A 21,428-nucleotide genomic window follows, 5' to 3' on the forward strand; every position below is an offset into this window, starting at 1 on the left:
CATGTGAGTTATCGAGAGACTTAACGAGCGGCTTGAATCCTCGTATTCCAAGCAGGGGTTATGTCGATGGTGACTTCCAATCTCGACCAGAGCGACCTCAAGGCAGTGATCGACTCCACGATCGATCACGCAACCCAGCAACAGATTCTTGACTATCTGATCAATGCGGGGATCGGGTACACCAGCCCGGACGACGGTGCCACGATCCCGGTCGAGGTGGGCGCCGGGATCAGCAAGCCAGATTCGAACGCCAACGTTCTGATCGAAACCAACGCCAATAACACCGTCAAGATCGACGCCAACCTGAAGGCTCTCATCGAAGCCACCAGCAGCGACGTGAAGCTGACGGTGATCGGCAGCACTCCGGTGTTGATCGCGACCGGCGCCGGCAACGACTATGTCTCCTTCAACAACAACGGCGATACGACGGTTCTCACCGGCTGCGGCAACGACACGGTGTATGGTGGCGGCGCGGGCCACAGCTTGATTGATGGCGGCGCCGGCAACGACCTGCTTCAAGCCGGTAGCTGGTCGGAGCTGTATGGCGGCAGCGGCGATGACAGGCTGTATTCTGTCAGCGCGAGCGGCACTTCCAGCGCGCTGTACGGCGGCACCGGCAACGACGACGTGTTCGGTGGTGCGGGTGCCGACACCATGTACGGCGGCGCTGGTAACGACTGGTTGGGCGCGGGTTCGGGCAACCAGGTTCTCTACGGCGGCGAGGGCGACGACACCCTGGCCGCCGCCGGTCTGGGCAGCGATCAGCTTTACGGTGGCGCCGGCAACGACATGTTCTTCACCTGCCTGGATACGCAGCACGCCTCGTTCATGTCGGGCGGTGACGGCAACGATTCGTTGTTTGGCGGTGCGAGTACCGTTGCCGACACGCTGGATGGCGCCGCCGGCGACGATCTGCTGAGCGGCGGCATGAGCACTGCTGTGGAGTATGGTCGCAGCGGTAACGATGATCTCTATTCAGGAAGCCGTGTGACGTTTGGGACGCTGCTCGATGGCGGTACGGGCGACGACACGCTTCATGGCAGTGCGTTCGCCGGTTCCGACACGCTGGACGGCGGTGCCGGCAACGACCTGCTGATCGGCGCTAGCGGGACTGTTGCGGAGGATGGCGGCAGCGGTAACGATGCGCTCTACTCGTACTCCGATGCGTTGCACGGCTCGATGCTCGACGGCGGTTCGGGCAACGACTCGCTGTATGGCGGTGCGGGTGCTGACAGTCTGTACGGCGGCGCCGGCAACGACCTGCTGCTCGGCGGTACCCGCACGGTTGCGGAGTACGGCGGCAGCGGCAACGACGTGCTCTACTCGGGCAGCGATGCCTTGCACGCGACCTCGCTCTACGGCGGTGATGGCAACGATTCGCTTTACGGCGGTGCCGGCAACGACACGCTGCATGGCGGCTCCGGCCACGACACGATGGTCGCCGGCTCGGGTACGCAGATGCTGATCGGCGGCAATGGCGGTTCGTCGTTCGTCGGCTCCGCCACCGGCACGGCCTCGATGGTCGGTGGCTCGGGTCAGGACTATTTCTACCTGTCCAACGCGACCAGCAAGGACACCATCGACGGCGGCGGCGGCAGCAAGGACTCGCTGACCTTCCTGGATCACGCCTCGACTGACGTGACCGATATCACCGCGGGCAAGGACGGTTCTCTGGACATCAACTTCAGCAATGGCCAGGTGACCCAGATCAGCAACATCGAATACCTGATCTTCAACGATGGTCTCCCGACCAGGTTGTAGGATCCCATGTTTGCACCAAGCGAAGGCGCCGTCTCAACCGGGTTGAGGCGGCGCTCTTCTTGCGCGCGAATGTGATCATCGGAACTTTGTCGACCGATCCGCGTCGAATCCGCCGGTCTCCATCACAAGTTCCACTTCTCGCATTTTCGGCGGTGGATGTTAGAAGTTAGTTTGTCACATTCGGACCACGTAGCTTTTGTAAAGCCGTGTGGTTCGCCCGACCGAATGGTGCCGTGCCGATGGTTTTCCAGCGGCGCCGGCGACGGTCGAGACGAACGATCGCTGCAGAAATCAGCCGCTTAATGCGCGAACCGCGGAGCTCTCGAATTGGCCAAGAAGAAACTGCTGAATGCCGGCGCTGGAACGACGATTGCCAAGCGGATCCAGCCGCTCCTGACGTCGCATGAGTGGGAGGAGGTTCGCCTCGATGTCGACGGCAGCGTGAACCCGGACATCGTCGGCTCGATCACCGACCTCGCCAAGCTGTGCCGGCCGGCCTCGTTCGACGCGATCTGGTGTTCTCATTTGATGGAGCATCTCTACGCCCATGAGATACACCCCACATTCGTCCAGTTCCGCGAGGCTCTCAAGCCGGACGGATTCGCGCTGATCATGTCCCCCGACCTGGAGGCGGTGGCTCAGCACATGCTGACTCAGGGTCTCGGTGCGGTCGCTTATGTCTCGCCGGCCGGTCCGATCCGGCCACTGGATATGATCTACGGCCACTCCGGCGCGATCGAGCAGGGACGCCACCACATGGCGCACAAGACCGGCTTTTCGTGCGACCGGATGGGAAACCTGCTGCTCAGTGCCGGATTCCCGACGGTCTCCGTTCGCAGTGGGAACTTTGAGGTCTGCGCGCTGGCGCTCATGCCGGAGGCCGAGGAGAGGCGGATCCGGCCCCAGCTCGAGGCCTGCGGCTTCGACTTCCGGGAGACGGCGATCGCCGCTCCGTGAGTGTCGATGTTAAATAATGTTATAAGATTCGGTGGTTAAAACCGCTGGTAGCAATGGCCGGAACCGGCTTCTTTGCCTGTCGGGACACATATCTTTTTGGAACGATGCGCTGAAAATGCTGCGTTAGCGAACTAACAGTGATAAGTTATATATCGCTAGAGACCGGATCCTGCGCAGTCGAAACCTCGAGGCCTCCATGACCAAACACCTCTCGCTCGTCGGCGCACCTTCGGTGGAGGCGCTGCCACCCTCGGGTCTCGCCTGTCTCGTCATCGTAGCAAGACAGCATGGTTTGAATCTGACCCCGTCCCAGCTGATCCATGACAATCTCTTGGGCGACCAGGAAGTCACGCTCGCCGAGCTTTTGAAGTGCGCGAATTCCTCGGGCATGACGGCAAAGGCCGTCACGCTGGACTGGAAGGGGCTGAGCCATCTCAAGCGGGCGCTGCCGGCAATCGTTCGCCTGCGCGATGGCAGCCACATGGTCTTGCTGCGCCTCGAAGGCGATGAAAACAGCACTCGGGTGGTCTTGCAGGATCCGAACGCGAGCGAGGATGCGCTGCTCGTCATCGATCAACCGCGCTTTGAGGACATCTGGTCGGGCGACGTCGTCATGGCCAAGCGCGATTACGAAATCTCCGACGAGACCCAGCCGTTCAGCCTGGGCTTTGTCGCCGCCCTCGTGTTCCGCGAGCGGCGCATCCTGCGCGACGTCGCGATCGCGGCGTTGATCCTTGGCTTGCTCGGCCTGGCGCCGATCATGTTCTGGCGGCTGCTCTCGGACAAGGTCATCTACTACAAGGCCTTCAACACCTTCTACGTGCTGTGCGTCACGATGCTGGTGATCATCGCGTTCGAGGCCGCGTTCTCGTTCCTGCGGCAGTACCTCGTCCAGCGCATGACAGCACGTCTCGACGTCAAATTGTCGACCTATGTGTTCGAAAAAGTGCTCAATCTGCCGATCGACTACTTCGAACAGAACCCTGTAGGCCTGATTTCCCGGGACATTCGCGAGGTGTTCCGGATTCGCGGCTTCCTGACCGGGCAGTTGTTCGGGACCATCCTCGATTCGACAACGCTGATCTTCTTCCTGCCCGTCATGTTCTTCTTCAGTCCGATCATGACGCTGATCGTGCTTTCCTTTGCGGCACTGATCGTCACCTGGCTTGTCTTGATGCTGCCGATCTACCGGAAAAGGTCGACGGCAGTTCTCGCGGCTGAAGGCGCCCAGGGCGCGTTCCTGATCCAGAGCCTGAACGGAATGAGAACGATCAAGTCTCTGGCGCTCGATTCACGTCAGCGGCACATGTGGGATGTGCTGGTTGCGCGCGTCGCCAACGCGCGTCTTGCGGAAGGCATGAGCGGAATTGCCATTCAGACGGTGGTACGTCCGCTGGAGCGGTTGGCGGTGAGCGCGCCCTATGCACTCGGCGTCTACCTGGCGATAACGAGCGACGATCCGATGTACATTGGCGCGCTGTTCGCCTTTCTGATGCTGTCGCAGCGGGTCGCCGGCCCGCTGATGCAGATGGCGCAACTCGTCAACCAGTATGACGAGGCGCGCACGGCTGTCGCGATCGTCGGCAAGCTGGTCAATCAGCCGGCCGAGGAGGGACGCACCGGCCATGGCGTGAGGGTGCCGCTGAAGGGGCTGGTCGAATTTTCCGGTGTCACGTTCAAGTACAAGGGCGCCGTATCGCCGGCGCTGAACAACATCTCCTTCGAGATCCCTCTCGGCACCACGCTCGGCGTGATGGGCAAGAGCGGCTCGGGCAAGACCACGATCACCCGGCTGTTGCAGCGCCTGCATTCCGACTATGGCGGGCTGATCAAGGTCGACGGCATCGATGTTCGCGAATACGATGTCGACCATCTCCGGCGCAATATCGGCGTCGTGCTGCAGGAGAACTTCCTGTTCAGCGGCACGATCCGCGAGAATATTTCGGCGGCAAAGCCTGATGCGACGTTCGACGACATCGTCAGGGCGGCGCGGCTGGCCGGTGCCGAGGAGTTCATCGACAAGCTGCCGCGCGGCTACGAGACCTATATCTACGAGGGATCGACCAATCTCTCCGGCGGCCAGCGCCAGCGCCTCGCGATCGCGCGCGCGCTGATCGTCAATCCGCCGATCCTGATCCTGGACGAAGCGACCAGCGCGCTCGATGCCGAGAGCGAGACGATCGTGAACGCGAACATCTCGCGGATCGCGCATGGGCGCACGCTGATCATCATTTCGCACCGGCTGTCGTCGCTGACCAAGGCCGATGCGATTCTCGTGCTCAATCGCGGCGTGGTCAATGATATCGGGCGCCACGACGAGCTTCTGGAGCGAAACGATATCTACAGCTCGCTGTGGTACCAGCAGAATACGCACCTCGCGCCGACGGCTCGCAGCGACAAGAACTTCAGGAGTCCGACCCTTGTCTCCTAATCAAGCTTCGCTGGCGACCGTTCGCCAGTTCCAGTCCGAAACCGATGCCATCCGCGAAGCCGCCGAGCCGCAGCTGGCCCGCGCGACGCTGTTCGTGCTGTCAGCATTCCTGGTATCGATCGTGGCGATCATGTGCTTGATGCGCCTCGACCGGGTGATCATGAGCGTGGGGGGCAGGATGGTTCCCGTCGATCAGATCAACGTGCTGCAGGCGTTGGACCCGTCGATCATCAAGACGATCGATGTTCGGGAAGGTCAGCAGGTCGAGACGGGGCAACTGCTGGCGACCCTCGACTCGACATTCACCGTGGCTGACGTCACACAGTACAAGCTGCAGATCGCTAGCCTGGACGCGCAGGTCGCGCGGGATGAGGCCGAACTGTCCGGGAAGCCGCTGTCGTACGGCCAATCCAGCGATCAGGACGTCACCAGGTACAACGCCTTGCAAAAGGCGCTCTACGACCAGCGCGTTGCCCAGTACACCGCGCAGGTGACCAGCTACGATTCCAAGATCAGCCAGACCGAAGCGACGATCCAGAAGGCGAAGAAGGACGACGAGCGGTATGGTCAGCGTGCCGAGATCGCCGGCAAGATCGAGGACATGCGCACGTCGCTCGCCGAGAGCGGTAGCGGGTCCAAGCTGAATCTTTATCTATCGCAGGATACCCGCCTGGAGTTGTTGCGTCAGATCGACAATACTCACAACACCCTGCTGGAAGCGCAACACCAGCTGGACTCGCTGAAGGCGGATCGCAAGGCGTTCATCGAGCAATGGAACGCGCAGTTGAGCCAGGATCTGGTCACGACGCGCAACAGCCTGGATACCGCCCGTGCAGCCTATGACAAGGCCGTCAAGCATCAGGATCTCGTCCGCTGGACGGCTGCGGAGCCCTCGGTCGTCCTGACCCTGGCCAAGCTCTCGGTCGGATCCGTGCTGAAGCCCGGCGATCCCTTCATCACGCTGATGCCGCTCAAGACGCGGCTCGAAGCCGAGATCCGGATCTTGTCGCGTGACATCGGCTTTGTCCGGCCGAACGATCCCTGTACAATGAAGATCGATGCCTTCAACGCCGCGGAGCACGGCACGGCGAAGGGCAAGATTCGCTGGATCAGCGAAGGTGCCTTCACGACCGATGACGACGGAAAACCGGTCGATGCCTACTACAAGGCGCGCTGCTCGGTCGACCAAACCAACTTCAAGGATGTTCCGGCGAACTTCCGCCTCATCCCTGGCATGACGCTGCAGGGCGATGTCAATGTCGGGACCCGCTCGGTCGCGATGTATCTGCTGGGTGGCATGCTCCGAGGCATGAATGAGTCGATGCGCGAGCCATGACAGTGTTGACACGATCCCTGATTGACTTGTTTCGGCCCAGCTCGCCCCGTTCAGATCCAAAGCAGTTTGAACGGGGGCTGGAGGCGTATGAGAACCAGCAGTATCTCGAGGCCCTGCGACTTTGGAGGCTTGCCTCGCAAGCGGGCAACCCGGAGGCGGATTACCGTATCGGGTTGCTGTATGCGCGGAACGAGGGCGTCATCGGCAACCTTCCGGACGCGGTTGCGTGGTACGAGCGCGCCGCCCTCAAGGGACATACCGAAGCGCAATTCCAGCTCGGCGTGATCTACCTCAACGGGGTCAAGCCGACGGTCGGTCCGAACAGGCCGGAGATGTGGCGGCAATCGACTGCACAGCGTCTGGGTGACAAGGCGACCAACCTCCACGATCTGGTCTTCCCGAACGGCATCGGCGTGCCCAAGGATGTCGACGCCGCCTTCCTCTGGATGTCGGTGGCGGCGGAAGCCGGCAAGGCGGAGGCGCAGGCGATCCTCGGCGACATGTACGCCAGTGGAGCGGGCTGCACCAAGGATCATGCAACCGCGTTGCGCTGGTACGAGGCCGCGGCCGAGCAGAAGGCTGCGTCCGGCGAATTCGCGCTCGGCGATGTGCATTATCAGGGCCGCGGCGTTCCCGTTGATTTCGCGCAAGCTGCGATCTGGTATCACAAGGCCGCGGAGCAGGGACACGTGCGTGCGCAGGTGGCGCTCGCGTTCATGTGCCTCAAGGGCACCGGGCTTCCCGAGAATGCCGACGAAGCCGCGCGGCTGTTTCAGAGCGCCGCGACCCATGATGATACGATCGCGCTCTACAACATTGCGCTGTTGCGGCTCGCCGGCAAAGGCGTTGCCAAGGATATCGACAAGGCCGAGACCGCCTTGCGCAAGGCAGCGCGGAAGGACTATCTGCCGGCCATCCAGGCGCTGGCCGAGTTCTATGCGCTCGGCACCTCAGCCGAGCCGGACCTGCGCGAGGCGGCGTATTGGTACGAGAAGGCGGCCGAGCGCGGTGACGCGCAGGCGCAGTTCTTTACCGGGCGTTTCTATGCCACCGGCACCGGCGTTCCGCCTAGCGTCCGTCAGGCAGCGAAATGGTTCGAACGCGCCGCCGAGAGCGGCCATGCCACGGCGGCCCACAACATCGCGGTGTTCTATCTCAACGGCAACGGCGTGACGCGCGATGTCGCAGCTGCGATCAAGTGGTTCGAGCGTGCGTCCGAGGAAGGCATCAGCGCCGCAGGCGTGCAACTCGGCCGGCTGTACTCGGCGGGCAACGGTGTGCCGCGCGATCAGGTCCGCGCTGCCGAATGGCTCAGTAAGGCGGCCAAGGGCGGCGACGCCGATGCAAAGACGGCCTTTGCCGTGTTTCTCATCCAGCAGGAGCCATCCGAAGCGGGTCTTGCGCAAGCACGCACGCTGCTCACCGATGCCGCCGAGGTGGGGCATTCGGCCGCGGCATTCCAGTTGGGCGGGCTTCACATGGGAAGGTCCGGTGGCGCGGTCGATCTTCCGGCCGCGGCGCAATGGTTCAAGCGCGCAGCGAGTGCCGGCCATGTCGAGGCCCAGCACACATTGGCGTTGCTGTATTCCGATCCCAAGAGCGCGCTGAAGGATCCGCAGGCGGCCGCCAGCTGGATCGTCAAGGCCGCCGATGGCGGCAGCGCCGCAGCGCAATTCAAGCTTGCGGTGATGTATTGCACCGGGCAGGGCATCGAGCAGGATCTTGCCCAGGGCGTGAAATGGTACGAGGCCGCGGCGCGCCAGGGCCATACGACAGCGCAGTACAACCTCGCCGCGATGCTGGGGCGAGGACAGGGCTGCGGCGCCGATCCGGCGAAGGCGGCCGAGTGGTTCGAAGCAGCAGCAAAGCAAGGCATGGTCGAAGCCCAACTCGCGATTGGCGATGCGCTGCGTGCCGGCAACGGCGTCGCGCAGGACCGCGATCAGGCGCTGCACTGGTATCGACAGGCGGCGCAGCAGAACAACGAAGGCGCGCAGCGTCGTCTCCAGGCAATGGGCGAGAGCGTCGGCTGAGATTGTTGGAGGCGGACATCACGTCGCGCGCAGGCAATGGCAGAGACGGTGACACGGCTTTGTTTTTGGGCGCGAAGGCACGCAAGTGTGCATGTCCGCGTGACAATCTAGGCAGAACTAACAATGGCTTTCATATCGGCGATAGAGAGATTGCGTTAATGTGGGTTCGCGGAATAGATGTTCATTGCACCTCTGGTTGTGTGAAGATCATCGATAAGAATCGAGATGTCACGATCTGGAACGTGTCAGGCAATGTGATCTCGGGATCGAACGTCCGCGTGACCGGGAAAGAAACTGGAGCCAGCGCCAGGCGTTGGCAGGAGATTGAGTGGCGATGAACAAGATGGTCGAACGGAGCGTCAGGGATACGAAGGATATGTTGCCCGTTGCCAGCCCGGTTCAGCAGGACGACCTCGCGCAGAGCCTGTTCCTGGATCCCGATGTGAGCGATCTCCAGTCGGGACAGAGGCTGCGTGGCGCTATCCTGGAATATTCGGGGCGGGGGATATCCGGCTGGATTGTCGATGCCCAGTCGCCCGCTTCGACCGTCTCGATCGCGCTTTTCATCGGCTCCCACTGCGTCGAAGAAGGACGAACAGGTCGACCTGTCCGGGTCAGCATAGGTCCACAGAGTGCGATCGGGCGTCCCGGATTTCGTATCGATCTATCCAAGCCGGGAGTGCGCCGTCGTCTGGCGCGCGCCCTGAGAAACACGCTCGTCGAACGCGACCATGTGCAGATTTATCTTCGCGTCAGCCCGAACGATGGCGAATACTACGAAATACCGCTGTTTGAGAAACTGGCATCTAGCAGCGAGGTGATCGTTGCACTTGGCTTCTCGACCGACGACTACGACGATTTGTTGTTTCCGAACAGCGACAACAAAATAGTTGCCGGATCGGGCGACGCTTCCAAGAAAGAAGTGCGATTCGTTTGCTTCTACCTGCCGCAATTCCATTCATTCGCGGAGAACGACCGATGGTGGGGACCGGGCTTCACCGAATGGACCAACGTCTCCCAGATGCGTCCGCAGTTTCCGACGCACCAATCTCCGTGGTTGCCCGCTGATCTGGGTTTCTACGACATGAGATTGATCGAGACTCGCCGGCAACAAGCGGAGTTGGCTCGCCGTTACGGCGTTCATGGCTTCTGCTACTATGCCTACTGGTTTCAAGGACGAAGACTTTTGGAGCAGCCGCTTAAGCTTTTGCTGGAGGACGGCGAGCCAAACTTGCCGTTCTGCATCTGCTGGGCGAACGAAAACTGGTCGCGCCGATGGGACGGTTCTGACACCGAGCTCCTTCTTGGACAGAATCATTCTCTTGAAGATGATGTTCGCTTCATTGACGACATGGCGGATATCCTTCTTGATGATCGCTACATCACCGTCGATGGTCGAAAGATACTTCTCATCTATCGTCCCTCGCTGATCCCGGATAAGGAGCGCTTGTTCCAGACTTGGCGGCTCCGTGCAAAGCAACTCGGCATCGGGGAGTTGCTCATCTGCAATGCCATGACTTTCGGCGAGTTCGATCCACGGGAATTCCATTGCGATGCCGCAGTGGAATTCCCGCCTCATACGGTTTCCGCCAGGGAGCTGAGCCGTGCGGAGGTCGAGGCGCCGCCGGACTTCACCGGAAAGCTTTACGACTACCTTGAAGCCATGCGCTCGACGCTCGGTAAGGTCTACGAGTTTCCGTTCTTTCCGTCGGTCATGCCGCGCTGGGACAATACACCGCGCAAAGGCGCGCGAGGACATGTGTTCGTTAGATCAAGTCCGGAGGCGTTTGAAGTATGGCTTCGTGAGGCGGCTGAGCGGGCTCGTCGGAGCTCTGTTGGTGAGCCGATCGTATTCATCAATTCGTGGAACGAATGGGCCGAGGGGGCTCACCTGGAGCCGGACTCCCGTTACGGTCGCGCCTATCTGGATGTCGTCAGGCGGGTGTCTGCGGGCGATTCGATTTCGGCGGAGCTACGCTCAAATTCTGCTCTGCTGGACTGCCTGAGCAGATCGGAGCTTGAGCAGGCTATCAAGGGAGCCGCAGTTCATGTCGAGGTGCTCGCCAATTTGCAGCGTAGCGAAGGCGCTCTGACGGGATTCCAGCACCTTCGAGAAGGCTTGCCGGTCGAAATGGAGGGAGCCGTCGCGAGTCCCGATGGTTCGATGTTTGTGATTGAGAGCATCAATTCGCAAACGGAGGAGCGTGTGGTGGTAGACCCGCGCTACAGGGTGCTGGTCCGAGGTTGGGTTTTCGCCAAGGATGGCTTCGAGCCGCTCAGAAATCGCATCGCATTTTTGGTGCTGTCTCCGGAAGGAGAAACCAACGCAGGCAAGAGCGGGTACTGCCTGGTTGTCGATTGGCACGAGCGAATGGACGTAACGGAGTATATGAAGGCGACCGCCCGTGAGTGCTGCTTCGGCTTCGAGGTGGGTTTTCTGCTCAAGGGATTGCCGGACGGACAGTACAGACTTTCGATTCTTGAGGTCGGCGAAGGAGAAAACCTGATTGTCGGATCAGGTCATTCTCTGGTCGTTCGGCATTGAGTTGAGGATCCAATGTTAGCTAGCGTGGTGATTGCTTGCTACAAGCACGAAGCCTATCTCGAGCACTGCCTCGAGACGGTTTTCGATCAGACATATCCTGAACTCGAGCTGATAATTGTCGACGACAACTCGCCGGACAACAGCTTCCAATTGGCCGAGAGGCTTCTAAAGCGGAAATCGTTCACCAAGCGCTTTGCATCATGCAAGTTGCTCAAGAATCCTGCGAACATGGGAGCTCATTTCACCTGGAATCGCGCTCTGTCCCTTGCGACAGGCGAAATGCTGTTCTTGCTAAACTCGGACGATGCCTTTTCCAAGGAGCGGGTCGAGGCATTTGTCGGCCGCCACGGCGCTGAAAAACTGTTCTTCGGATTTTCCGCGATTGAGCCAATCGACGAAAATGGGAAATCCATCAACAGCTTTCAGTTTCCAGCGCGCCTCAGATACGCCACCAGTCAGGCTGCAGGTGCCGATCGCCCGTTGTCCTGGTCCTTCTTGGAGTCGCAGATCGCGGCGTCAACGGGAAATTTTGTGTTGAGCGCAGAACTGTTGAGGCGGACGGGGTGGTTTGCCGACCTCAAATATTGTCACGACTGGGAATTCGCGCTGCGGGCGATCACGATCGTTGAACCAAAATATATCGAAGCTGATCAATATATGTATCGGTTGCACGCATCCAACAGTTTTCGTGGACTGAGTTCGGTGGCCGAAAGCGAAACGAAGGCTTGTATGCAGACCTATTCGCTGCGCGCGATGGTCTCCAGGCCGTCCAACCGGACTTGCCTCAGCCCTCTGAACATGGGGGACGCTTTCTATCGGCTGATAAAGAACTACCCGAACTTCAATTATTGGATGCGGCAACTGTACGCGCCTTACATGGCCGAGCACAGGACAGTCGAGAAGAACCAGTGGACGGTTCCGGCTGAATGGCGCTAGAGAAATGCGGCCGGCGCCGGATCACGGGGGGGTGGATTCACACTCGAAGTGCAACACTTGATCGGCAAAGGACTCCGCAGGCGTGCGGTAGTCAAGGCATTTGCGTGGTGGGGTGTTGTTGTAGGTGGCGATGAACTGGCGGAATCTGGCGGTCGAGAGGGTTACGAGATCCGTTTTGCGAGGGATGAAGCGGCGCATCCTGCCGAAGGCGTTCTCGATACCACCCTTCTGCCAGGGCGCGTGGGGATCGCAGAAGAAGGTCTCGATCGAGAGGCGATGTAGCGCCAAGTGACCGGCAAACTCGGTGCCGTTGTCGAAGGTGACGGTCTGGCGCAGCTCTTGTGGAAGGGCAGCGAAGAAGCGGACGAGATGGCGTGCGACACCGCGCGCAACCTTGCTGGCAAGGCGGATGCCGAGCAGCAGGCGAGAGGTGCGCTCATGCACGGTCAGCACGGCCTGACCGTACTTCGAGAACATCATCAAATCGGCCTCCCAATGCCCGGCGACGCTACGGTCGGCAACCTCAAGGGGCCGATTTGCCAGGGAAACACGGCCTTCGATGAAGCTTGCGGGGCTGCCGCCTCGCTTGCCGCGGAGGCCGCGCTTGCTCTTGGCGCGCGGCAGGTAGCGTCGCCAGCTGAAGTCCGAGGTGCGCCTGAGTTGGCCATAGATGAAGCGGTAGATGGTCTCGTGGGAGATCACCTTGTGCCCGCACTCGCGGGCCAGCCGGCCGGCGATCTGCTCCGGCGACCAACCTCGGCGAAGGCGTTGCAACACCGCGCGGCGCAGGACGGGCTCCCGTTCGAGGCGTCCGCCCGTCCAGCGCCGCGCTCGCATCTGTTGCTGGGCATAATTTGGCTTGTAGCCAGCCTGAACGCTCCGATTACGGCTCAGTTCCCGAGAGATTGTTGATGGCGAGCGATCCAGAGCTGCCGCGATTTGCCGGACCGAGCTGCCATTGGCCGATAGACAGGCAATCTCGCATCGGTCGTCCAGAGAGAGCTGCTTGTAAGTCCGCCCCATGGCAACACCTCCTCAAGGAAGTGTTGCACTTCGTTTGTGAACTCAGGGGGGGACTCAAGACGCCATCCGCCCGTTACATTGTGGGAGCTGAAGCGTTCCGTTCCGACCAAATCGGAACGGAACGGTGGAATCGGCGGACCGGCATTCACTCGCGCGTGAACGCCTAGCAAAGGTTCGGCTTTCCCTTGGATTGCTCGCGAAGATCCTTCAGGACCTTACGCAATGCCTCCAGGCGCTCGGTCTTGCACGGCAGGGTGGGGACCAACCATCCACCTTCGTCGTTTTCATTCCAGGCATAGATCAGGATGGCAGGAGATTTCAGCTCGGCCGGCTGAGCAGACCTCCATTCTATCGCGCGATGCAGATGATCCGACAGCTCCGGCCCGGTCGGCGCAATGAAGAAGTTTTCCATTCCCACGCCAGGGCGCTGCTTGGCCTCCCACGGTACTGGACGTTCGATGCGCGGACGGCGGTCCCAGCCAGTCATCACGGTGGGGATGACGGGCAGACGGCTCTTGGCCAGTTCATTCCAATCCCGCTCCGCGCCACGTGCAAGGTCGGCATAAGAACCACGGACACTACCGTAAACTCCGGCATAGGAACTGACCGCGTCGGCAGTTAGAAAAGCGCCCTGTTCATAAAGCAGTTTCTTATCGCCGGTGAGTACCAGGTACGGATCTCCGTGGCCTGCGTCGCTTACGCGGGCTCTGAATTGCATGATCTGGGACCGAAGGTTCTCTATCCCACCCCACCGCTTATCAACGTCGCCAACGTGTATGAAGCCGAGAAAATACAACGGTCTGCCACCCGCGACTCTCAGGTAATTGTCGTCGCCCATGAGCTTGACATGCTCGTCAAGCAGCGGACTTTCCTTGTCGTGGGAGCCAAATCGAGGGAATTCCGTAAAAATGCAGTACGAAATCTCCTTCTTGATTGGGCTTTCTCTAAACATCTTTAGAGCTCTCGACATCGGATCGCCCGAGCCGTAGGCGACAAAGGCCCAGTAGTCGATGCCTGCGAAGACGGCCTGCTTGATCTCCTTGTCGATCGTCTCTTGCGTGATCTCCGGGAAGGCAACCTCGGCGCGGTTCGTTCCTGTAGTCTCTCTCGCGAAGAACGGAACTCGCCAATGATACTGCTGGGGAGAGAGCGATGTTTCGACTGCTTTGGTGGGCGTTGATCCAGGCGCGTACCACGCGTCCCACCTGAGCGCGCCCACGAGAGGCCGACCGGTGGGGGTGGCCACTTGCTTGGCTGCGAGGCCGCGCCCAAAGCTATAGCTAAGGCCAGCCGAGCCCAGGGCCAGAAACAATCGTCGCGTCAGCATGTTCATGCACCCGTCGTTGTTTTCCCAAACATCCTGTTGATTCTCCTCAAAAACACCCTAATGATCAACAAATGGTAAGGCCAATGTTAGGCCAAACTTTTTCGGCGCGATGAACTTAGATCGGCTAGAACCGATCGATGTTAGTTGCAACGCACAGGGACCGCGTTTGATGCAGATGGTTGCATGGGAAAATGAATCGACTGGGATTTGTGATCGTATCCGCAGCACCCGTGGAACGCTCAAGATTGTCCTTAAGACAAAGGACGACCCGTTTTTCCTTGCGGATTGGGTAGCCCATCACAAGCAGATTGTGGGCAGCTCCAACCTGATCATTTTTGACAATGGATCCTCGGACGGCAAGGTCTTGTCGACCTACAAGGAATTGGGGCCGGACTTGCTGCTCGCGAGTTTCGGCGGATTTCACAACAACCTGCACAACCCCAAGAATTTCGAGGCGCTCTACGCCAGCCTGTCGGCTTCTTCCGATTTCTATTGCTTCCTGGATACAGACGAGTTTCTGGCGTTCTATGACGGCGAACGCTTCACGAGCGACGCTTCGATATTGCGTCACTTGAACGACAGGGAAGGCGGCGCGTTCATCCCATCGACCTGGCTGTACAACGCGCCCTCCTATCGCGACAGGATGCTATGCGGCGCCGATTTGGGCACACTGCGCAATGGCCTGACCTGGGGCAAGCCCTTGATCCGTTCAGCTGCTTCGCCTCTGTCGGGAGAGGTAAATCACAACTGCCAAATCGCGAAGGGAAAGAAGGCTCCCACGCCGTTGTTTGGATTCTTCCTGCTGCATATGGCCACGCTGTCTCCAGCGCAGAGGGTTCGTGCCAATCTCAACAAGCTGATTGCTCGGGGATTCATGCAGCGTGGGGATTCGGTCGAGAAAGTATTGGAACGAGATTTATCGCGTGCCACCGAAAACGAGAAGCTGTACGTCACCGAGATCAAGCGGATGCTTTCTCTTCGGGAAGACCCCGGCTCCGAACAGGCTCCGCTGGCAGCCGGATCGATGCGAATTGAACAGTCGGGTAAGGTTGAATTTGCGTCGCCCGATGAGGCGCGCGTCTTTGCCGAGTTCGGTGCTTCCTTTGGCGCACTCTGCGCTGAGATGCTGCCTTCTTGAGGTTGGATCTGCCCTGGTTGCCCGGGGGCCATTACCGCCGTTAGCGATCAGACGGCAGGCCACCCAATGTAGTCTTCCACCTATATCGGCGGGGCCTCCCGGCTGAGCCTCGGTTGTGATTGCCGGGGCTCAGCTTCTTGTTTTGAGGCGCGCAAACGTGCCAGCTTCGTTCGAAAGCGCCTTAGGACGGCTCTGCGCTAGACGACTGAAGTATCGCTTCCGCGGCCTTTCTGTTCGCAAGCGGCACGAAGAACGACATGTCGCCGGCCGTTGCAATTTCGCGGGCTATCTCTCTGACACAATGATAGGCCGGGCGCGAGCTGAAGTCGTGCATGCCGATGATTGCAGCCGGATTGCAGTGCAGGACAATCTGGGCGAAGCACGCAACTCTGAAGCGACCGTCGACGAGATACAGATCGGCGTGGGCGCTGCCGGGCGTATTCCAGATTGTCGAATGATAGTCTGGCCAGCGTGGCTTCGTTGACGGATCGATCGGGAAACCCCATTCGCCGGTCGGCCCGATGTCGATGAATGTCAAATGAGGCTTTGTGCGGCTCGAGGTGCAGGCGCGATCGACCTGGTCCAGCCATCCCCGTGAGGAATCGACCGACGTAATTGAATTCTTGACGTGCTTTGATGCAACGACCGTGCTTCCGCCCGTTCCGAATTCGACGTAGTCGCGGCTATTTCTCACGAATGATAGGAAAAGATCCGCTTCTTCCTTCGACATTCTTGGTAGCAATTGACGTCTCCATATCTTGCGACCGAGAGCAGCTTGTCGTCGCCCGAGGCGCTCGACGTGCCTGATGCCAGCACGCCGTTGCGCATCCGGATCAGCCGCTCAGTTCATTCCCGCCTGCAGCTCGCAAATTTGAATCCGATCGCGCGGACATCCGCCGGCCGATAGGTGATCATCGCAATTCGCGCCGGTGATCCGGAGCGACCGGCGCCTACTGGTTCAGCCCGACGCGCTCCACCTTGTAGCCCCGCTCCAGGATCGCGCGCCACCAGGGTTGCTCGTCGACATACCAGCGCACTGTCTTGGCGATGCCGGTCTCGAAATTCTCCTCGGCGCGCCAGCCGAGCTCGGTCTCGAGCTTGGTGGCGTCGATGGCGTAGCGGCGATCGTGGCCGGGCCGGTCGGCGACGAAATTGATCAGCTGGCGCCGCGGGCCCGCCGCAGCCGGCGCGACCTCGTCGAGCAGGTCGCAGATGCTTTCCACGACGTGCAAATTGGTGCGCTCGTTGCGGCCGCCGACATTGTAGGTCTCGCCGACCTCACCGCGCTCCAGCACCAAGGTCAGCGCCTTGGCGTGATCCTCGACGAACAGCCAGTCGCGGACGTTCTGGCCGTCGCCATAGACCGGCAGCGGCTCGCCGGCGAGCCCCTTGATGATCATGTGCGGGATCAGCTTTTCCGGGAAATGATAAGGGCCGTAATTGTTGGAGCAGTTGGTCACCAGGGTCGGCAGCTCGTAGGTCTCGCGCCAGGCGCGCACCAGATGATCGGACGATGCCTTGCTGGCCGAATAGGGCGAGTTCGGCGCATAGGCCGTGGTCTCGGTGAACAGGCCGTCGTCGCCGAGCGAACCGAACACCTCGTCGGTCGAGATATGCAGGAAGCGGAACTGGTCGCGCTTCTCGGGCGAGAGCGTCCGCCAGTGGCGCAGCGTCTCCTGCAGGATCGTGAAGGTACCGACGATGTTGGTTTGGATGAATTCGCCGGGGCCGTCGATCGAGCGGTCGACATGGCTTTCTGCGGCAAGATTCATCACCGCATCGGGCTGATACTTCTCGAACAGCCGGCGCAGCACCTGCGCTTCGCAGATGCAGGCCTTCTCGAAGGTGTAGTTCAGGCTCTCGGTCGAGCCGGGCAGGGAGGCCAGGTTTGCCGCATAGGTCAGCTTGTCGATGTTGACGACGCGGGCGTGGGTGTCTCGCAGCAGGTGCCGGACCACGGCGGAGCCGATGAAGCCCGCGCCGCCGGTGACGAAGATCGTCGATCCCTTAAACCGCATGTTTGAAGACCTCGGCTGGGCGGGGCTGCCCCTGGAACGAGCGGTAGACCGACAGCAGATACTCGCCGTAGCTGCTCTTGGCGGTCTTCTGTGCCACCCGCGCGAAGGCTTCCAGCGAGATGTAGCCCTGGCGCAGCGCGATCTCCTCGGGGCACGCGATGCGCAAGCCCTGGCGTTGCTCCAGGATCTGGACGAAATGGCTGGCCTCGACCAGCGAGGAATGGGTGCCGGTGTCGAGCCAGGCGAAGCCGCGGCCGAGCACCTCGACATAGAGATCGCCGCGTTCGAGATAGGCCTTGTTGACGTCGGTGATCTCGATCTCGCCGCGCGGCGACGGCCTGATGCCGGCGGCGATGTCGACCACGTCATTGTCGTAGAAGTAGAGGCCGGTGACGGCGACGTTGGACTTCGGCCGTTTCGGCTTCTCCTCGATCGACAGCGCCCGTCCGGTGCCGTCCAGCTCGATCACGCCGTACTGTTCCGGCGCGTTGACGACGTAGCCGAACACGGTGGCGCCCTTCTTGCGGATCGAGGCGGCCGACAGCATGCTCGGCAGGCCGTGGCCGTAGAAAATGTTATCGCCTAACACAAGGGCAACGGAGTCATCACCGATGAACTCGCGTCCGACGATGAAGGCGTCGGCGAGGCCTCGCGGGGTCTCCTGCGTGGCGTAGGCGAACCGGACGCCCATCTCGCTGCCGTCGCCGAGCAGGCGCTGGAACAGCGGCTTGTCCTGCGGCGTGGAGATGATCAGGATATCGCGGATTCCGCCGAGCATCAGCGTCGACAGCGGATAATAGATCATCGGCTTGTCGAAGACGGGCAGCAGCTGTTTGGAGACGACGGTCGTCACCGGATAGAGGCGCGAGCCGGTGCCACCGGCAAGGATAATGCCTTTCATGGTCCCTCACAGTTTGATTATCAAAACATAACATATAGCGTGCGCCGCACAAGTTTGTTATGAGGTGGAAATTAACATTTCTGGCGCATCGAACTGGAACAAATGTTAAATGAACGTCATCAAGACCGAGCTTCCTGAAGTTCTGATCGTCGAGCCGAAGCTGTTCGGCGACCAGCGCGGCTTCTTCCTCGAGACCTACCAGTCGCCCCGTTATGTCGAGCACGGCATCACGCGCCCCTTCGTGCAGGACAACATGTCTCGCTCGGCCTATGGCGTGCTGCGCGGGCTGCACCTGCAAAACCCGCTCACCCAAGGCAAGCTCGTGACCGTGCTGCGCGGCAAGGTGCTGGACGTTGCCGTCGACGTGCGTGTCGGCAGCCCGAACTTCGGCAAGCATGTCGCGGTCGAGTTGAGCGAGGACAACCGCCGTCAGCTATGGGTGCCGCGCGGCTTTGCCCACGGCTTCGTGGTGCTCTCGGAAACGGCCGACTTCTTCTACAAATGCGATGACTTCTACAGCCCCAAGAACGAGCTCTCGATCCGGTGGAACGATCCGGCGATCGGGATCAAATGGGGCGTCGATAAGCCACAGCTGTCGGCCAAGGATGCGGATGCGCCGCTGCTCGCCGACGCCAGCAATCTTCCGACCTATGGACAAATCTGATGCGGATTCTTTTGACGGGAACGCGCGGCCAGGTCGGCAGTGCGCTCAAGCCTCTGCTGGAAGGCCATGGCACCATCATCGCGCCGCCGACCGCGGAGTTCGATCTCGCGAAGCCGGAGATGTTGACGGGCGAGCTTGAGCGACTGAAGCCCGATCTCATCATCAATCCCGCCGCCTATACGGCCGTCGATCGCGCCGAGGACGAGCGCGAGCTGGCGTTCCTGGTCAACGCGAAGGGGCCCGAAGCGCTGGCGAAATGGGCGGCGGCGAACCGGGTGCCGCTGGTGCATTTCTCCACGGACTACGTCTTCAACGGTTCGGGCGACCGGTCGTGGCGCGAGGACAGCCCGACCGAACCGTTGTCGGCCTATGGCGCAAGCAAGCTTGCCGGCGATGTCGCGATCCAGGCGGCAGGCGGGGCGCATCTGATCGCGCGCACCTCCTGGGTCTATGCCGCAAAGGGCACGAATTTCCTGCGCACCATTGCGCGGCTTGCCGGCGAGCGTAAGGAGCTGCGGATCGTGGCCGATCAAATCGGCGCGCCGACAACGGCACAGGCGATTGCGAGCGCGGTCGCCGGCATCGTCCTGCCGAACATCACCTCGCTGCATGATCAGCTCGCGCGCAGGGGCGGTGTCGTCAATCTCGTTTGCGCCGGCGAAACCAGTTGGCACGGCTTTGCAACCGCTATTGTCGGCGGGCTGAGGTCGCGTGGCGTCACGCTCGCGGTCGACAACATCGTTCCGATTGCGACGGCCGATTTCCCGACCAAGGCGGTGCGTCCGGGCAATTCACGACTGGATCTGACGCGGCTCAAGGCGCAGTTCGGGGTCTCGATGCCGACGTGGCAGGAAGCGCTCGCAAGCGAGCTGGACTCGTATGTCCAGCTCGGTGCGCCCGCCCACGCCTAGAGCCCAAAGCGCGGAGCGGATTCCCCGCGGCAAATGCCAGGCATTTGCGCTGAGTTGATCGTGAGACAACAAGCAAAAAGCGCGATGAGGATTCAACCTCATCGCGCTTTTGGATTAGGCGGCGCCGGCGCGGCCGCTTAGCGCGGCCGGCCGATGCTGTCGTAGGTGAAGCCGTGCGCGGCCATCTCGTCCGGACGGTAGATGTTGCGCAGGTCGACGACGACCGGATGCTTCATCTCCTGCTTGATGCGCTTCAGATCGAGCGCGCGGAACTGACGCCACTCGGTCACGATGACAAGCGCATCCGCCTGGTGGGCGCATTCATAGGCGTCCTTGCAGTACGCGATCTCGGGCAATTCCTTGCGGGCCTGCTCCATGCCGACCGGATCGTAGGCGCGAACGCTCGCGCCGAAGTCGATCAGGCCGTTGATCAGCGGGATCGACGGTGCCTCGCGCATATCGTCGGTATCGGGCTTGAAGGTCAGGCCAAGCACGCCGATCGTCTTGCCGCGCAGCTCGCCGCCGAGCACGTTGGCGACCTTGCGCGCCATCGCGCGCTTGCGGTTGTCGTTCGCGGTCAGCGTGGCTTCGACGATCTTGAGCTGGACGTCGTGATCGAGCGCCGTCTTGAACAGGGCGCGGGTGTCCTTCGGGAAGCACGAGCCGCCATAGCCTGCGCCGGCATGCAGGAACTTGGTTCCGATCCGGTTGTCGAGCCCGATGCCGCGCGCGACTTCCTGCACGTTCGCCCCGACCTTTTCGGAGAGATCGGCGATCTCGTTGATGAAGGTGATCTTGGTGGCGAGGAAGGCATTCGCGGCGTATTTGATCAATTCCGCCGTGCGTCGTGCGGTATAAAGGATCGGCGCCTGGTTCAAATAGAGCGGGCGATAGACTTCGCCCATCACCCTCTTGGCCCGATCGTCCTCGGTGCCGACGACGATCCGGTCGGGATGGCGAAAATCCTGGATCGCGGCGCCTTCGCGCAGGAATTCGGGGTTCGAAGCAACCGCGAAATCCGCGTCGGGACGGGTTTCACGGATCAGGCGTTCCACCTCGTCGCCGGTGCCCACCGGCACCGTCGACTTCGTCACCACCACGGTGAACTTCTTCAGCGCTGCGCCGATCTCCTTGGCGGCAGCATAGACGTAGCTCAGGTCCGCGTGGCCATCGCCGCGCCGCGAGGGTGTCCCCACCGCGATGAAGACGGCATCGGCGTCGCCGACAGCCCCGGCAAGCTCCGTCGTGAAGGTCAGCCGTCCGGCGGCGGTATTGGTCTCGACGAGCTTATCGAGGTCGGTTTCGTAGATCGGGATCTTGCCGCGCTTCAGGGCTTCGATCTTGCCGGCGTCCTTGTCGACACACACGACCTGATGGCCGAAATCGGCAAAACACGCTCCGGATACGAGACCTACATATCCCGTTCCAACCATTGCAATCTTCATGA

At 60.9% G+C, this 21,428-nt stretch carries 16 protein-coding genes; 10 read left to right on the top strand and 6 right to left on the bottom strand.

The window, feature by feature from the left end:
* Positions 1–66: 66 nt before the first annotated feature.
* The 7 genes from ACVIGA_RS35375 to ACVIGA_RS35405 all read left to right on the top strand — a co-directional run bounded on the left by ACVIGA_RS35375 (position 67) and on the right by ACVIGA_RS35405 (position 11,999).
* Entirely contained in the window at positions 67–1,761 is a 1,695-nt protein-coding gene (locus ACVIGA_RS35375; RefSeq protein ID WP_456669646.1) for a calcium-binding protein, read from the top strand.
* A 342-nt stretch (positions 1,762–2,103) separates the two neighbouring features.
* Entirely contained in the window at positions 2,104–2,718 is a 615-nt protein-coding gene (locus ACVIGA_RS35380; protein ID WP_456670958.1) for a class I SAM-dependent methyltransferase, read from the top strand.
* A 196-nt stretch (positions 2,719–2,914) separates the two neighbouring features.
* Positions 2,915–5,149 carry a peptidase domain-containing ABC transporter gene (locus tag ACVIGA_RS35385; RefSeq protein ID WP_456669647.1) on the top strand — a complete coding sequence of 745 codons (2,235 nt, stop codon included), beginning with the start codon at positions 2,915–2,917 and terminating at the stop codon, positions 5,147–5,149.
* Entirely contained in the window at positions 5,139–6,485 is a 1,347-nt protein-coding gene (locus ACVIGA_RS35390; RefSeq protein WP_223968812.1) for an HlyD family type I secretion periplasmic adaptor subunit, read from the top strand. The genes ACVIGA_RS35385 and ACVIGA_RS35390 overlap by 11 nt, the downstream gene beginning before the upstream one ends.
* Positions 6,482–8,518 carry an SEL1-like repeat protein gene (locus ACVIGA_RS35395; RefSeq protein WP_456669648.1) on the top strand — a complete coding sequence of 679 codons (2,037 nt, stop codon included), beginning with the start codon at positions 6,482–6,484 and terminating at the stop codon, positions 8,516–8,518. Before ACVIGA_RS35390 ends, ACVIGA_RS35395 begins: the two co-directional genes overlap by 4 nt.
* A 334-nt stretch (positions 8,519–8,852) precedes the next feature.
* Positions 8,853–11,063, top strand: a complete 2,211-nt coding sequence (locus ACVIGA_RS35400; RefSeq protein WP_456669649.1) for a glycosyltransferase WbsX family protein — start codon at positions 8,853–8,855, stop codon at positions 11,061–11,063.
* A gap of 12 nt (positions 11,064–11,075) precedes the next feature.
* Entirely contained in the window at positions 11,076–11,999 is a 924-nt protein-coding gene (locus ACVIGA_RS35405) for a glycosyltransferase family 2 protein (protein WP_456669650.1), read from the top strand.
* Between the two features lie 21 nt (positions 12,000–12,020).
* Here the strand turns inward: ACVIGA_RS35405 and ACVIGA_RS35410 are convergent, their stop codons facing one another.
* Both ACVIGA_RS35410 and ACVIGA_RS35415 read right to left on the bottom strand, forming a co-directional pair.
* Positions 12,021–13,022: an IS30 family transposase gene (locus tag ACVIGA_RS35410; RefSeq protein WP_456669651.1), complete on the bottom strand. Its 1,002-nt coding sequence runs from the start codon at positions 13,020–13,022 to the stop codon at positions 12,021–12,023.
* Positions 13,023–13,185: 163 nt separating this feature from the next.
* Positions 13,186–14,355, bottom strand: coding sequence for a hypothetical protein (locus ACVIGA_RS35415; RefSeq protein WP_456669652.1), 1,170 nt, complete (start codon positions 14,353–14,355; stop codon positions 13,186–13,188).
* Between the two features lie 163 nt (positions 14,356–14,518).
* On the opposite strand from ACVIGA_RS35415, the gene ACVIGA_RS35420 reads away from it, so the two are divergent.
* On the top strand, positions 14,519–15,487 hold the full coding sequence (locus ACVIGA_RS35420) for a glycosyltransferase family 2 protein (protein WP_456669653.1): 969 nt from the start codon (positions 14,519–14,521) through the stop codon (positions 15,485–15,487).
* A gap of 181 nt (positions 15,488–15,668) precedes the next feature.
* Here the strand turns inward: ACVIGA_RS35420 and ACVIGA_RS35425 are convergent, their stop codons facing one another.
* From ACVIGA_RS35425 to rfbA, 3 genes are all read right to left on the bottom strand, one after another.
* On the bottom strand, positions 15,669–16,217 hold the full coding sequence (locus ACVIGA_RS35425) for a hypothetical protein (RefSeq protein ID WP_456669654.1): 549 nt from the start codon (positions 16,215–16,217) through the stop codon (positions 15,669–15,671).
* A gap of 220 nt (positions 16,218–16,437) precedes the next feature.
* The gene (gene rfbB, locus ACVIGA_RS35430; RefSeq protein ID WP_456669655.1) at positions 16,438–17,505 is read right to left on the bottom strand and encodes a dTDP-glucose 4,6-dehydratase; all 1,068 of its coding nucleotides are present in this window, start codon (positions 17,503–17,505) and stop codon (positions 16,438–16,440) included.
* Positions 17,495–18,406 carry a glucose-1-phosphate thymidylyltransferase RfbA gene (gene rfbA, locus ACVIGA_RS35435; RefSeq protein WP_223968342.1) on the bottom strand — a complete coding sequence of 304 codons (912 nt, stop codon included), beginning with the start codon at positions 18,404–18,406 and terminating at the stop codon, positions 17,495–17,497. Before rfbA ends, rfbB begins: the two co-directional genes overlap by 11 nt.
* A 109-nt stretch (positions 18,407–18,515) precedes the next feature.
* Here rfbA and rfbC point away from each other — a divergent pair, with 109 nt between their 5' ends.
* Both rfbC and rfbD read left to right on the top strand, forming a co-directional pair.
* Positions 18,516–19,070, top strand: coding sequence for a dTDP-4-dehydrorhamnose 3,5-epimerase (rfbC, locus tag ACVIGA_RS35440; RefSeq protein ID WP_456669656.1), 555 nt, complete (start codon positions 18,516–18,518; stop codon positions 19,068–19,070).
* Positions 19,070–19,981 (top strand): dTDP-4-dehydrorhamnose reductase, encoded by a 912-nt coding sequence (gene rfbD, locus ACVIGA_RS35445; RefSeq protein ID WP_456669657.1) that lies wholly within the window; start codon positions 19,070–19,072, stop codon positions 19,979–19,981. Before rfbC ends, rfbD begins: the two co-directional genes overlap by 1 nt.
* A 137-nt stretch (positions 19,982–20,118) precedes the next feature.
* Here the strand turns inward: rfbD and ACVIGA_RS35450 are convergent, their stop codons facing one another.
* Positions 20,119–21,426: a UDP-glucose dehydrogenase family protein gene (locus ACVIGA_RS35450; RefSeq protein WP_456669658.1), complete on the bottom strand. Its 1,308-nt coding sequence runs from the start codon at positions 21,424–21,426 to the stop codon at positions 20,119–20,121.
* Positions 21,427–21,428 lie beyond the last annotated feature (2 nt).

It is taken from the genome of Bradyrhizobium sp. USDA 3240 (genome assembly GCF_054063295.1).